Annotated in this window: 14 protein-coding genes; 13 read left to right on the top strand and 1 reads right to left on the bottom strand. The window is 69.6% G+C overall.

Going from position 1 to position 13,816, the window contains the following annotated elements; genetic code table 11:
- The first annotated feature begins 63 nt into the window (after positions 1–63).
- On the top strand, positions 64–474 hold the full coding sequence (locus ACIP5M_RS26525) for a hypothetical protein (RefSeq protein WP_401201390.1): 411 nt from the start codon (positions 64–66) through the stop codon (positions 472–474).
- 24 nt (positions 475–498) lie between these two features.
- On the top strand, positions 499–1,458 hold the full coding sequence (locus tag ACIP5M_RS26520; protein ID WP_401201388.1) for a hypothetical protein: 960 nt from the start codon (positions 499–501) through the stop codon (positions 1,456–1,458).
- Positions 1,459–1,547: 89 nt separating this feature from the next.
- Here the strand turns inward: ACIP5M_RS26520 and ACIP5M_RS26515 are convergent, their stop codons facing one another.
- Positions 1,548–2,390 (bottom strand): C40 family peptidase, encoded by an 843-nt coding sequence (locus tag ACIP5M_RS26515; RefSeq protein WP_401201387.1) that lies wholly within the window; start codon positions 2,388–2,390, stop codon positions 1,548–1,550.
- 787 nt (positions 2,391–3,177) lie between these two features.
- On the opposite strand from ACIP5M_RS26515, the gene ACIP5M_RS26510 reads away from it, so the two are divergent.
- Genes ACIP5M_RS26510 through nuoK form a run of 11 tightly spaced genes read left to right on the top strand, consistent with a single transcriptional unit; the run spans position 3,178 to position 13,808 of the window.
- Positions 3,178–3,537: an NADH-quinone oxidoreductase subunit A gene (locus ACIP5M_RS26510; protein WP_008738438.1), complete on the top strand. Its 360-nt coding sequence runs from the start codon at positions 3,178–3,180 to the stop codon at positions 3,535–3,537.
- Positions 3,538–3,552: 15 nt separating this feature from the next.
- Positions 3,553–4,107, top strand: a complete 555-nt coding sequence (locus ACIP5M_RS26505) for an NADH-quinone oxidoreductase subunit B family protein (RefSeq protein ID WP_030162005.1) — start codon at positions 3,553–3,555, stop codon at positions 4,105–4,107.
- Complete coding sequence (locus ACIP5M_RS26500) at positions 4,104–4,823, top strand: NADH-quinone oxidoreductase subunit C (protein ID WP_401201385.1); 720 nt, start codon at positions 4,104–4,106, stop codon at positions 4,821–4,823. Before ACIP5M_RS26505 ends, ACIP5M_RS26500 begins: the two co-directional genes overlap by 4 nt.
- Positions 4,823–6,154 (top strand): NADH-quinone oxidoreductase subunit D, encoded by a 1,332-nt coding sequence (locus ACIP5M_RS26495; RefSeq protein WP_401201383.1) that lies wholly within the window; start codon positions 4,823–4,825, stop codon positions 6,152–6,154. Before ACIP5M_RS26500 ends, ACIP5M_RS26495 begins: the two co-directional genes overlap by 1 nt.
- Positions 6,151–6,888: an NADH-quinone oxidoreductase subunit NuoE gene (gene nuoE / locus ACIP5M_RS26490; RefSeq protein ID WP_401201382.1), complete on the top strand. Its 738-nt coding sequence runs from the start codon at positions 6,151–6,153 to the stop codon at positions 6,886–6,888. The genes ACIP5M_RS26495 and nuoE overlap by 4 nt, the downstream gene beginning before the upstream one ends.
- On the top strand, positions 6,888–8,237 hold the full coding sequence (nuoF, locus tag ACIP5M_RS26485) for an NADH-quinone oxidoreductase subunit NuoF (protein ID WP_401201381.1): 1,350 nt from the start codon (positions 6,888–6,890) through the stop codon (positions 8,235–8,237). The genes nuoE and nuoF overlap by 1 nt, the downstream gene beginning before the upstream one ends.
- Positions 8,234–10,744, top strand: coding sequence for an NADH-quinone oxidoreductase subunit G (locus tag ACIP5M_RS26480; RefSeq protein WP_401201379.1), 2,511 nt, complete (start codon positions 8,234–8,236; stop codon positions 10,742–10,744). Before nuoF ends, ACIP5M_RS26480 begins: the two co-directional genes overlap by 4 nt.
- The gene (gene nuoH, locus ACIP5M_RS26475) at positions 10,741–12,111 is read left to right on the top strand and encodes an NADH-quinone oxidoreductase subunit NuoH (protein ID WP_401201378.1); all 1,371 of its coding nucleotides are present in this window, start codon (positions 10,741–10,743) and stop codon (positions 12,109–12,111) included. Before ACIP5M_RS26480 ends, nuoH begins: the two co-directional genes overlap by 4 nt.
- Positions 12,104–12,697, top strand: a complete 594-nt coding sequence (nuoI, locus tag ACIP5M_RS26470) for an NADH-quinone oxidoreductase subunit NuoI (protein ID WP_401201376.1) — start codon at positions 12,104–12,106, stop codon at positions 12,695–12,697. Before nuoH ends, nuoI begins: the two co-directional genes overlap by 8 nt.
- Entirely contained in the window at positions 12,694–13,512 is an 819-nt protein-coding gene (locus ACIP5M_RS26465) for an NADH-quinone oxidoreductase subunit J (protein ID WP_401201374.1), read from the top strand. Before nuoI ends, ACIP5M_RS26465 begins: the two co-directional genes overlap by 4 nt.
- Positions 13,509–13,808, top strand: coding sequence for an NADH-quinone oxidoreductase subunit NuoK (nuoK, locus tag ACIP5M_RS26460; protein ID WP_045946785.1), 300 nt, complete (start codon positions 13,509–13,511; stop codon positions 13,806–13,808). The genes ACIP5M_RS26465 and nuoK overlap by 4 nt, the downstream gene beginning before the upstream one ends.
- Positions 13,809–13,816 lie beyond the last annotated feature (8 nt).

Here is a 13,816-nt window from a genome sequence, read left to right as displayed (position 1 = left end):
AAGCGCGATCTCCCCCACCCGTCCCCACATCCGGATTTTCACCTGAAGAGCGAGGTAAGCGCGATGGACAAGGCAATGCGCAAGCTTGCGGCGAGCAGTGTCGCCGCGGTTTCGGTGGCCGCCATTCTGCTGGGTACCGCGGGTCCGGCGGCTGCCTGGGCGAGGGACGGGTCACTGGAGAACCAGGAGTTCGGCCTCTTCTACTGGCGGGGTCAGTCCGGTTGCGTCTTCGACCTGGTGACCAACGACCTGAACTTCTCCGATGACAAGTACCAGGGATCCTGCTCGGCCAGCGGGACCTGGATCAACGACACCACGGAGTCCTACTGGAACCGGGACGTCTACGCCTGGAAGGTCGGCACGGACAAGGACCTGGGCGGCAACGTCGGAGAGATCCCGTCGGCCTACTGGGGCGACGCCTCGGACGCCTTCAGGAACAAGATCAGCTCTGCCAAGTACACCCTCCACCCGTAAATCCGGAAGAAGGAGTTCCACGCGATGCGTACCCCCTGCCTCCGGTCCGCCGGCGCGGCCGCCGTCCTGGTGACGGCCGTCTTCCTGGCCGGCTGCTCGGGTGCCGGCGGCGCCGGGGGCGGGGAGCCGGAGCTCGGGCCCGTCGAGGTCGATCCGCAGACGGCCACGCTGTCCCTTCCCATGGACGCGTACACGGACACCGAGGCCGAGCGGATCCGGATGGGCCAGGTCCAGCAGGCGCTGATCTCGCGATGCATGGCCCGGTACGGGTTCGGCTACGAGGGGGTGAAGTCGGCCGAGGCGCGTGGCGGCGGGACCGAGGACCGGCACCGGTACCTCTTCGGGCTGGCCGACCCGGTGTATGCCGCCGCCCACGGATACGACAAGTCTGCCGGTGAGGGAACACCCCCCAAGCCGCCGGCCCCGCAGCTGAGCGACAGCGCCTACGTCGTCATGAACGGTGAGCAGCCGGGCGTACGGGGCGGGAAGATCCCCGACGCGAAGTCCGAGGAGGAAGCCGCGCAGGTGGACAGCGGCCTGACGGCGGCCGGGCAGAAGGTGCCGGCCGGCGGATGCGCGCGAGAGGCGTACCGGAAGCTGTACGCCCCGACCAAGGACAGCGTGGACCTGCTCTTCACGTTCGGGCTGGCCTCGGAGGCGCACGACCGGTCCAAGCAGGACTCACGGGTCGTCAAGGTGCTCGAGAAATGGTCGGCTTGCATGGACAAATCCGGATACAGCGGGATCGATACGCCGTACGACGTCGTCGAGAAGCTGGGCCTGGAGGGCGACAAGGGCGGCCCCAAGGCCGTCACCGTGGCCAAGGCCGATGTCGCGTGCAAGCGCGAGGTGAACCTCGTCGGGGTCTGGGCCGCCGTGGAGAAGGCGTACCAGGAGCGGCTCGTGGAGGAGCACGCGCAGACGCTCGCGCTGTACAAGGCGCAGCGCGAGGCCCGCTTCAAGCTGGCGGCCTCCCTGGGCTGAGGCGGCCGCGTGCACGCCGAAGGGCCGGTACTCCGCCCCCGAGCGGGGGAGTACCGGCCCTTCGTGGCGCCCGAGGGCGCGCGGACGGCTCAGAGGACGCGGACGGCGCCCGTCGGCCTGTCGTAGCTGAGGCTGCGCTCGACGATGCCCGTGCTGGGGTTCTGCGCGCCGACGAACTTGCCGCCGCCGACGTAGATGGCGACGTGGTACGCGCTGCCGCGGGAGCCCCAGTACAGGATGTCGCCCGGCTGCAGGGCGCTGAGGGAGACCGAGGTGCCGGAGGACGACTGCGCCTGGGACATGCGCGGCAGGGAGATGCCGGCCTGGCGGTACGCGGCCTGGACGAGGCCGGAGCAGTCGAACGAGGACGGGCCGGTGCCGCCCATGACGTACGCCTTGCCGACCTGCGCGCGGGCGAAGTTCACGATGGCCGCGGCGGAGCCGGTGGCCGGGGCGGCCACGGAGGCGCCGGAGCCGTCGCTGGAAGTGGCGCCGGAGGACTTGGTGGACAGCGAGGCGCGGGCGCTGGAGCGGTTGGCGCGCTCGGCCTCGGCCTGGCGGTCCGCCTCCTCCTGGGCCTTCTTCTCGGCGTCGGCCTTCTGCTGGGCCTCTTCCTTGGCCTTCTTCGCCTCGGCGGCGGCGCCGGTACGGGCGCTCTCCTCCTGGGCGGTCAGTTCGCCCTCGACCGCGGCCGCGCGGGTGTTCTCGGCGGCGGTGGTGACGGCGGAGGAGACCTCGGCGGCCAGGTCCAGGTTGAGGACCGGCATTTCGAGCGTCGTCTCGGCCACGGGCTCGGCGGACGGGGACGCGCTCGCGGTGCCGGCCATGGCGAGGGTGCTGAGGACGCCACCGGCAACTCCGGCGCGGACCGCGAGCTTCGAGGCGCTGCGGCGGGGCTTCCGGTGGCTGGGTATGTGAGCGGTGTGGGACATAGGGACAACCGCTATCAGGGCGTTGCCGTGTCCTTCAAGAAACGTGGTCTGCGCCACAGTTGTGCGCGAAGGCCGCGAACCGGGCGCGTCGCGCTCCTTATTGACGCCGTAACGGGCTAAACGGACACGCCTTCACAAGCCTGTGATCATGGGGTTTCAGCAATAAGTCCCAATTGATCCGCGGCCTACCATCCCTCCGCACAGATGGCCAAGCCCTCTTTCGGCGGCGCGAATCGGGAGTGGCGCAGGTCACAGGAGAGTCACGCTGTGCGGGCGCTGTGCCCCGGTCGTGACCTTGCTGTGAACCGACGGCCCGCATTCGTGAACGGATGCACACGGATGACGGGCCCGCGACCCCTCCGCGCACCCCGTGTCCACCTCCGTACGCGGCGGCTCCCCCGACCGGGCGACGCCGATCCCTTTATCATTCCCGCGCCCACCGGGCCAATTTGCCTGCAAGGGCCATGGTTTGGTAGGGCGGCACCCCTTCCACCTGCGGTAACGGGGTCGGATGTCACCTTTGGTGATCATGTGGATGCTTCACGTATGAAGATCACCACTCATCGGACTTCATGATCGTTCGTCAGGTGGTGGAGATCACAAACTCGGTGTTGCAACCCGTGTCGCAGATCACAGAGCGCCGGGCATAAGATGCGCAGCAGTCCGGCTTGTGAACTGCCTCACATGCAAGCGCTCGATCATCCCGATCACGGCGCGATCTTCGGGGCGGGGCATGCGGTGCCGGCGGCGGTCCAACGGTCAAGGACGACTGGAAGGAGCGAGGAGCGTGAATGCGTACGCGCCCATCCTCGTGCTCGGCGCCCTCGGCGCAGGGTTTGCGATCTTCTCCGTGGTCATGGCCACGCTGATCGGTCCAAAACGGTACAACCGGGCGAAGCTTGAGGCATACGAGTGCGGCATCGAGCCCACTCCGGTCCCGGCCGGCGGCGGCCGCTTCCCCATCAAGTACTACCTGACGGCGATGCTCTTCATCGTCTTCGACATCGAGGTTGTCTTCCTCTACCCCTGGGCCGTCACCTTCGACTCCCTGGGGATCTTCGGGCTCGTCGAGATGCTGCTCTTCGTGCTCACCGTCTTCGTCGCCTACGCCTACGTGTGGCGCCGCGGCGGCCTGGAATGGGACTGAGGGGCTGAATTTCCCATGGGACTGGAAGAGAAGCTGCCGAGCGGCTTTCTGCTGACCACCGTCGAACAGGCCGCGGGCTGGGTGCGCAAGTCATCCGTCTTCCCCGCGACCTTCGGCCTCGCCTGCTGCGCCATCGAGATGATGACCACCGGAGCGGGCCGGTACGACCTGGCCCGCTTCGGCATGGAGGTCTTCCGCGGCTCTCCGCGCCAGGCCGACCTGATGATCGTGGCGGGCCGCGTCAGCCAGAAGATGGCGCCGGTGCTGCGGCAGGTGTACGACCAGATGCCCGCTCCCAAATGGGTCATTTCCATGGGGGTTTGCGCATCTTCGGGCGGAATGTTCAACAATTACGCGATCGTCCAGGGCGTCGACCACATCGTCCCGGTGGACATCTACCTCCCCGGCTGCCCGCCCCGCCCCGAGATGCTGATGGACGCGATCCTCAAGCTCCACCAGAAGATCCAGGGCGGCAAGCTCGGCGTGAACCGGGAAGAGGCGGCCCGTGAGGCGGAGGAGGCGGCCCTCAAGGCACTCCCCACCATCGAGATGAAGGGGCTGCTCCGGTGAGCGAGACCCAAGAGCCGCAGAACGGCAACAACGTCCCCGCCCCCCGCGCGACCGGCCCCGAGGTCATCGGCGTCCGCAAGGGCATGTTCGGCGCCGCCAACGGCGGCGACACCAGCGGCTACGGCGGCCTGGTCCGCACCGTCGCCCTGCCCGGCGCGACCAGCCGCCCGTACGGCTCCTACTTCGACGAGGTCGTCGACGAGCTCGAAGGCGCCCTGGAGGAGCAGGACCTGGTCCCCGAGAACGCGATCGAGAAGGTCGTCGTCGACCGGGCGGAGCTGACCCTCCACATCGCCCGCGAGCACCTCCCCCTCGTCGCGAAGACCCTGCGCGACGACCCGGCCCTGCGCTTCGAGCTCTGCACCGGCGTCAGCGGGGTCCACTTCCCCGAGGACAAGGGCCGCGAGCTGCACGCCGTCTACCACCTGCGCTCGCTCACCCACGGCCGGATCGTGCGGCTGGAGGTGTCCGTACCGGACCGCGACCCGCACGTCCCCTCGCTCGTCTCCGTCTACCCGACCAACGACTGGCACGAGCGCGAGACGTACGACTTCTTCGGCCTCGTCTTCGACGGGCACCCCGCCCTCACCCGGATCATGATGCCGGACGACTGGCAGGGCTTCCCGCAGCGCAAGGACTACCCGCTCGGCGGCATCCCCGTCGAGTACAAGGGCGCCCAGATCCCGGCTCCCGACCAGCGGAGGTCGTACAGCTGATGTCCACGAACCACACCTCCCCCGCCTCCTCCCGGGAGACCACCGAAGGCACCGTCTACACCGTCACCGGCGGCGACTGGGACGAGGTCGTCCAGTCCGCGGCCAAGGCGGATGACGAGCGCATCGTCGTCAACATGGGCCCCCAGCACCCGTCCACCCACGGCGTGCTCCGCCTGATCCTGGAGATCGACGGCGAAACGGTCACCGAGGCCCGCTGCGGCATCGGCTACCTCCACACCGGTATCGAGAAGAACCTCGAATACCGGAACTGGACGCAGGGCACCACCTTCGTCACGCGCATGGACTACCTGACGCCGTTCTTCAACGAGACGGCGTACTGCCTCGGCGTCGAGAAGCTCCTCGGCATCACCGACCAGATCCCGGACCGCGCCACCGTCATCCGCGTCCTGCTGATGGAGCTGAACCGGCTCTCCTCCCACCTGGTGTGCATCGCCACCGGCGGCATGGAGCTGGGCGCGACCACGATCATGATCTACGGCTTCCGTGACCGCGAGCTGATCCTCGACATCTTCGAGCTGATCACCGGCCTGCGCATGAACCACGCGTTCGTCCGCCCCGGCGGCCTCGCGCAGGACCTGCCCCCGGGCGCCGTCGACCAGCTGCGCGACTTCGTGAAGACCATGAAGAAGAACCTGCCGGAATACGACAAGCTCGCCACCGGCAACCCCATCTTCAAGGCCCGCATGCAGGACGTCGGCTACCTCGACCTCACCGGCTGCATGGCGCTCGGCGCCACCGGCCCGATCCTGCGCTCCGCCGGCCTGCCGCACGACCTGCGCAAGTCGGACCCGTACTGCGGCTACGAGACCTACGAGTTCGACGTGCCGACCACCGACACCTGCGACTCCTACGGGCGGTTCCTGATCCGCCTGGAGGAGATGCGCCAGTCGCTGCGGATCGTCGAGCAGTGCCTGGAGCGGCTGGAGCCGGGCCCGGTGATGGTCGCCGACAAGAAGATCGCCTGGCCGGCGCAGCTGGCGATGGGCCCGGACGGCCTCGGCAACTCCCTCGACCACATCAGGAAGATCATGGGCACCTCCATGGAGGCCCTCATCCACCACTTCAAGCTGGTGACCGAGGGCTTCCGGGTACCGGCCGGGCAGGCCTACGCGGCGGTCGAGTCACCCAAGGGCGAGCTCGGCGTCCACGTCGTCTCCGACGGCGGAACCCGCCCCTACCGGGTCCACTTCCGCGACCCGTCCTTCACCAACCTGCAGGCCATGGCCGCGATGTGCGAGGGCGGCCAGGTCGCCGACGTCATCGTCGCCGTCGCCTCCATCGACCCCGTGATGGGAGGCGTCGACCGATGACCGACATCTCATTGGGCATGCCGCAGCTTCCCGCCCCCGACTTCCCGGCCGACGTGCGCGAGCGGCTCGAAGCGGACGCGAAGGAAGTCATCGCCCGCTACCCCGACAGCCGCAGCGCGCTGCTGCCGCTGCTGCACCTGTGTCAGTCCGAGGAAGGCTACGTCTCGCGCACCGGCATCCGCTTCTGCGCCGAGGTGCTGGGCCTGACCACGGCCGAGGTCACGGCGGTCGCGACCTTCTACACGATGTACCGGCGCAAGCCCTCGGGCGACTACCAGGTCGGCGTCTGTACGAACACGCTGTGCGCGGTCATGGGCGGCGACGCCATCTTCGAGGAGCTCAAGGAGCACCTCGGGGTCGGCAACAACGAGACCACCCCCGACGGCAAGGTCACCCTCGAGCACATCGAGTGCAACGCGGCCTGCGACTTCGCGCCCGTGGTGATGGTGAACTGGGAGTTCTTCGACAACCAGACTCCCGAGTCCGCCAAGGCCATGGTGGACGACCTGCTGGCCGGCCGCCCCGTCGAGCCGACCCGCGGCGCGCCGCTGTGCACGTACAAGGAGACCGCCCGGATCCTGGCCGGTTTCCCCGACGAGCGCGAGGGCGCGGTCGAGGCGAGCGGCGGCGCGGGCCCCGCCTCCCTGATCGGGCTGCGCATCGCCCGTGGCGAGTCCCCGCGTACCCCGATCGTCCACCCGCGCGGCGAGACCAGCACCGAGGGAGGGGAGTGATGTCCGTGTCCACGGAACTGAGCAAGAACGGCACGAGCCCGGAGAAGCTCCTCGCCCCTGTCCTGTCGGCGTTCTGGGACGAGCCCGAGTCCTGGACGCTGGAGACCTACCGGCGCCACGAGGGCTACGAGGGCCTGCGCAAGGCCCTCGCGATGACCCCCGACGACCTCATCGCCTACGTGAAGGACTCGGGTCTGCGCGGGCGCGGTGGCGCGGGCTTCCCCACCGGAATGAAGTGGCAGTTCATCCCGCAGGGCGACGGAAAGCCGCACTACCTCGTCGTGAACGCGGACGAGTCGGAACCGGGAACCTGCAAGGACATCCCCCTTCTCTTCGCCAACCCGCACTCCCTCATCGAGGGAATGATCATTGCCTGCTACGCGATCCGGTCGGAGCACGCCTTCATCTACCTGCGCGGCGAGGTCGTACCGGTACTGCGGCGCCTGCACGAGGCGGTGCGCGAGGCGTACGAGGCCGGTTACCTCGGGGAGAACATTCTCGGGAGCGGACTGAAGCTCGACATCACAGTGCACGCGGGAGCGGGCGCGTACATCTGCGGCGAGGAGACGGCACTCCTCGACTCCCTCGAAGGCCGGCGCGGTCAGCCCCGGCTGCGTCCCCCCTTCCCTGCCGTCGAGGGGCTCTACGCGTGCCCCACTGTCGTGAACAACGTCGAGTCCATCGCGTCGGTTCCCGCGATCCTGAACAAGGGCAAGGACTGGTTCAAGGCGATGGGGACCGAGAAGTCCCCCGGCTTCACGCTGTATTCGCTCTCCGGGCACGTCGCCGGCCCCGGCCAGTACGAGGCCCCGCTCGGCATCACCCTGCGCCAGCTGCTCGACATGAGCGGCGGGATGCGCCCCGGGCACCGGCTGAAGTTCTGGACCCCGGGCGGCTCCTCCACCCCCATGTTCACCGACGAGCACCTGGACGTCCCGCTCGACTACGAGGGCGTGGGCGCCGCCGGCTCGATGCTCGGCACCAAGGCCCTCCAGTGCTTCGACGAGACCACCTGCGTGGTGCGCGCGGTGACCCGGTGGACCGAGTTCTACGCCCACGAGTCCTGCGGCAAGTGCACGCCCTGCCGCGAAGGCACGTACTGGCTCGTCCAGCTGCTCCGCGACATCGAGGCAGGCAAGGGCGTCATGTCCGACCTCGACAAGCTGAACGACATCGCCGACAACATCAACGGCAAGTCCTTCTGCGCGCTCGGCGACGGCGCCGCCAGCCCGATCTTCTCCTCGCTCAAGTACTTCCGCGAGGAGTACGAGCAGCACATCACCGGGAAGGGCTGCCCCTTCGACCCCAAGAAGTCGACCCTCTGGGCTGACACGGAGGTGACCGCATGACCGTCGCCACGAACGCTCCCGCCGGTGGCGGTGAAGCGGCCGTTCCACCGGAGGATCTGGTGGCCCTGACCATCGACGGCATCGAGCTGTCGGTCCCCAAGGGCACCCTCGTCATCCGGGCCGCCGAACAGCTCGGCATCGAGATCCCCCGGTTCTGCGACCATCCCCTCCTCCCCCCGGCCGGTGCCTGCCGCCAGTGCATCGTCGAGGTCGAGGGCCAGCGCAAGCCGATGGCCTCCTGCACGATCACCTGCACCGACGGCATGGTCGTCAAGACGCAGCTGACCTCCGAGGTCGCCGACAAGGCCCAGCGCGGGGTGATGGAGCTGCTGCTCATCAACCACCCGCTGGACTGCCCGGTCTGCGACAAGGGCGGCGAATGCCCGCTGCAGAACCAGGCCATGTCGCACGGCAACGCCGAATCGCGTTTCGAGGGCAAGAAGCGCACCTACGAGAAGCCGGTCCCGATCTCCACCCAGGTGCTGCTGGACCGCGAGCGGTGCGTGCTCTGCGCCCGCTGCACCCGCTTCTCCAACGAGATCGCCGGCGACCCGATGATCGAGCTGCTGGAGCGCGGCGCGCTCCAGCAGGTCGGCACCGGCGAGGGCGACCCCTTCGAGTCGTACTTCTCCGGCAACACCATCCAGATCTGCCCCGTCGGCGCCCTGACCTCGGCCGCCTACCGGTTCCGCTCCCGCCCCTTCGACCTCGTCTCCTCCCCGAGCGTGTGCGAGCACTGCGCGGGCGGCTGCGCGACCCGGACCGACCACCGCCGCGGCAAGGTGCTGCGCCGGCTGGCCGCCGAGGACCCGGAGGTCAACGAGGAGTGGGTCTGCGACAAGGGCCGCTTCGGGTTCCGTTACGCCCAGCAGCGGGACCGGCTCACCACCCCGCTGGTTCGCAACGCCGCCGGAGTCCTGGAGCCCGCGAGCTGGCCCGAGGCCCTGGAGGCCGCCGCGAACGGGCTGACCGCCGCGCGGGGCCGGGCCGGGGTGCTGACCGGCGGGCGTCTCACCGTCGAGGACGCGTACGCGTACGCCAAGTTCGCCCGCGTGGTGCTCGACACCAACGACATCGACTTCCGGGCCCGGGTGCACAGCGCGGAGGAGGCCGACTTCCTGGCCGCCACCGTGGCCGGCACCGGCAAGGACCTCGACGGTACGGGCGTCACCCACGCCTCGCTGGAGGCGGCGCCCGCGGTGCTGCTCGCCGGCATCGAGGCGGAGGAGGAGGCCCCCGGGGTCTTCCTGCGGCTGCGCAAGGCCCACCGCAAGCACAAGCAGCGGACCTTCGCCCTCGCGCCCTTCGCCACCCGCGGCCTGGAGAAGGCGGGCGGCACCCTGCTGGCCGCCGCCCCCGGCACCGAGCCCGACTGGCTGGACGCCCTGGCGTCCCGTACCGGACTGGAGGCGGGCGGCGCCGAAGCCGCCGAGGCGCTGCGCGCGCCCGGCGCGGTCATCGTCGTCGGGGAGCGGCTCGCCGGAGTGCCGGGCGCGCTGACCGCCGCCGTACGGGCCGCCGCCGCGACCGGCGCGAAGCTGGTGTGGATCCCGCGCCGGGCCGGGGAGCGGGCCGCCGTCGAAGCGGGCGCGCTGCCGTCCCTGCTGCCGGGCGGCCGCCCGGCCACCGACCCGCGGGCCCGTGACGAGGTCGCGACCGCCTGGGGCCTGGACGAACTCCCGCACCGCTACGGCCGCGACACCGGCCAGATCGTCGAGGCCGCCGCCACGCGCGAACTGTCCGCGCTGCTGGTCGCGGGCGTCGAGCTCGCCGACCTGCCGGACCCGGCCCGCGCGCGGACCGCCCTCCAGGAGGCCTTCGTGGTCTCCCTGGAACTGCGGCCCGGAGACGTCACCGACCACGCCGACGTGGTCCTCCCCGTCGCCGCCGTCGCCGAGAAGGCGGGTGCCTTCATCAACTGGGAGGGCAGGGTCCGGCCGTTCGAGGCCGCCCTCAAGCCCGACCAGATGACCCGCCGGCTCGCCCCGGCCGACGCCCGCGTGCTGCACATGCTCGCCGAGGCGGCCGACCGGCCGATCGCGCTGCCCGACGTGCACGCCGTACGCCGGGAGCTGGAGCGGCTCGGGCCCTGGGAGGGCGAGCTCGCGACCGAGCAGTCCACCGACCCCGTGCCGGCGCCCCGCCCCGGCGCGGGAGAGGCGGTCCTCGCGGGCCACCGGCTCCTCCTCGACCAGGGCCGCCTCCAGGAGGGCGATGAGGCCCTGGCCGGCACCCGGCACGAGGCCAGTGCCCGTCTGTCGGCCGCCACGGCCGCCGAGACCGGCGTCAAGAACGGCGACGTCCTCGCGGTCACCGGCCCGGCCGGCTCCGTGGAACTCCCGCTCCGGATCACCGAGATGCCCGACCGCGTGGTCTGGCTCCCGATGAACTCGACCGGCTCCGGCGTCCTCGCCGACACCGGCGCCGTCCCAGGCACCCTCGTGCGCATCGGCCCGGCGACCCCGGCCGGCGCCACCGGCGACACCACTGCGGAGGTGGGCGCGTGAACGCGGTACAGCTTGCCGCAGAAGACCTCTCCCTGTTCGGCAGGGACGTCTGGTGGCTCGTCGTCATCAAGGCGGTCTTCTGCTTCGCCTTCCTGATGGTGACCGTGCTCTTCTCCATCGTGTGGGAGCGCAAGGTCGTCGCCTGGATGCAGCTGCGCATCGGCCCCAACCGGCACGGCCCCTGGGGCATGCTCCAGTCGCTCGCCGACGGCGTGAAGCTGATGCTGAAGGAAGACGTCATCGTCAAGCGGGCCGACAAGGTGGTGTACGTCCTGGCCCCGATCATCGCGGCGATCCCGGCCTTCATGGCCATCGCGGTGATCCCCTTCGGGCCCGCCGGCAACGAGGTCTCGATCTTCGGCCAGCGCACCACCATGCAGCTCACCGACCTGCCCATCGCGATGCTCTACATCCTCGCGGTGGCCTCGGTCGGCATCTACGGCATCGTCCTGGCGGGCTGGTCCTCCGGCTCGACCTACCCGCTCCTCGGCGGCCTGCGCTCCTGCGCCCAGATGATCTCCTACGAGATCGCGATGGGCGCGGCCTTCGCCTCGGTCTTCCTCTACTCCGGGTCGATGTCGACCTCGGCGATCGTCGAAGCCCAGGCGGACCGCTGGTACATCATCCTGCTGCCGGTCTCCTTCATCATCTACGTGGTCACGATGGTCGGCGAGACGAACCGCGCCCCCTTCGACATGCCGGAGTCCGAGGGCGACCTCGTCGGCGGCTTCAACACCGAGTACTCCTCCATCAAGTTCGCGCTGTTCATGCTCGCCGAGTACGTCAACATGGTCACCGTCTCGGCGGTCTCGGTCACCCTGTTCCTGGGCGGCTGGCGGGCCCCGGCGCCGATCTCGACGTACTGGGAGGGCGCGAACCACGGCTGGTGGCCGATGCTCTGGTTCGTCATCAAGGTCCAGCTGCTCCTCTTCTTCTTCATCTGGCTGCGCGGCACGCTGCCGCGCGTGCGCTACGACCAGCTGATGAAGCTCGGCTGGAAGGTCCTGATCCCGGTTTCCGTGGTCTGGCTGATGCTCGTCGCCACCGTCCGCGCGCTGCGCAACGAGCGGTACGACTTCAGCGAGATCGTCCTCTACGTCGGCGGCGCGGTGGTGGCGATCCTGCTCCTCTCCTTCGTCGCGGACCTCTTCCGGGACAAGCGCGAGAAGGCCGCCGCCCAGGAGGCCGGCAAGGCCGCGGCGGCGGAGCCCTTCGACCCGCTGGCGGGCGGATTCCCCGTACCGCCCAAGCCCGGCCAGCACCTGGCACCCGTACCGCGCCGACGGCCCCGCAGCGAGCGGGAGCTGATTGTCAGTGGCGGGGCGAATACTGACAGTGACCGAGAGGAGGGTGCTGAGAATGTCTGACGAGAAGTGGCAGAACCCGGTGGCCGGCTTCGGCGTGACCTTCAAGGCCATGTTCAAGAAGCGCCTCACCGAGCAGTACCCGGAGCAGCAGAAGACCACCGCCCCGCGCTTCCACGGACGGCACCAGCTCAACCGGCACCCGGACGGTCTGGAGAAGTGCATCGGGTGCGAACTGTGCGCCTGGGCCTGTCCCGCCGACGCGATCTACGTGGAGGGCGCGGACAACACCGAGGAGGAGCGCTACTCCCCGGGCGAGCGGTACGGCCGCGTCTACCAGATCAACTACGCCCGCTGCATCCTGTGCGGGCTGTGCGTCGAGGCGTGCCCGACGCGGGCGCTGACCATGACGAACGAGTTCGAACTGGCCGACTCCAGCCGCGAATCGCTCATCTACACCAAGGAGCAGCTGCTCGCCGGCCTCACCGAGGGCATGGTCGAGGCGCCGCACCCGATGTTCCCCGGCACCGACGAGCAGGACTACTACCGCGGGCTGGTGACCGGGGCCGCTCCCGACACCGTCCGGCAGGTGGCCGTCTCCAAGGGTGAGCTGCCGGAGAACGGACAGGCCGAGGAGGTCGACGCATGAGCGCCATCGCCGCGGCCACGCTGACCTCCACCGGCGAGGCCGTCCAGTTCTGGGTCCTCGGCACGGTCGCCGTCATCGGCGCGCTGGCCACGATCCTGATGAAGAAGGCCGTGCACAGCGCCCTCAGCCTGGCCGGGACGATGATCGTCCTGGCGGTCTTCTACCTCGCCAACGGGGCGTACTTCCTGGGCGTCGTCCAGGTCGTCGTCTACACCGGCGCGATCATGATGCTCTTCCTCTTCGTGGTCATGCTCGTCGGCGTCACCGCCGCCGACTCGCTGAAGGAGACCATCAAGGGCCAGCGCTGGCTGGCCGTCCTGTGCGGGCTCGGCTTCGGCATCCTGCTGATCGCCGGCATCGGCAACGCCAAGCTCACCCACTTCAACGGGCTCGGCCGGATCAACTCCGCCGGGCACGTCGAGGGCCTGGCCCAGCTGATCTTCACCAAGTACGTCTTCGCCTTCGAGATCACCGGCGCGCTGCTGATCACCGCGGCCGTCGGCGCGATGGTGCTCACCCACCGCGAGCGCACCGAGCGGGCCGCCACCCAGCGCGAGCTGGCCGAGCGGCGCGTACGGGAGGGCGTGCAGCTCCCGCCGCTGCCCGCGCCCGGCGTCTACGCCCGGCACAACGCGGTCGACGTGGCCGGCCTGCTGCCGGACGGCACCCCGTCCGAGCTCACGGTCAACAAGACGCTGCGCGCCCGCGGTCAGATCCGCGACGTCTCCAGCGAGGCGCTGTCCGACCTCAAGGCACTGGAGCAGCGTTCCTCGGAGCGCCTCGGCCGTGACTCGCGTGAGGAGGCCTCGAAGTGAATCCCGTCAACTACCTGTACCTGGCGGCCCTGCTGTTCACCATCGGCGCGGCCGGCGTGCTGATCCGCAGGAACGCGATCGTGCTGTTCATGTGCGTCGAGCTGATGCTCAACGCCTGCAACCTCGCCTTCGTCGCCTTCTCCCGGATGCACGGCAACCTCGACGGCCAGATCATCGCGTTCTTCACGATGGTCGTCGCCGCCGCGGAGGTCGTGGTCGGCCTGGCGATCATCGTGTCGCTGTTCCGTACCCGCCACTCGGCCTCGGTCGACGACGCCAGCCTGATGAAGCTGTAAGGGGCGTT

It is taken from the genome of Streptomyces sp. NPDC088762 (genome assembly GCF_044750905.1).
GTDB lineage: Bacteria > Actinomycetota > Actinomycetes > Streptomycetales > Streptomycetaceae > Streptomyces.
The sequence above is the reverse complement of the archived record's forward strand: the minus strand, read 5'-3'. Positions and strand labels throughout refer to the sequence as shown.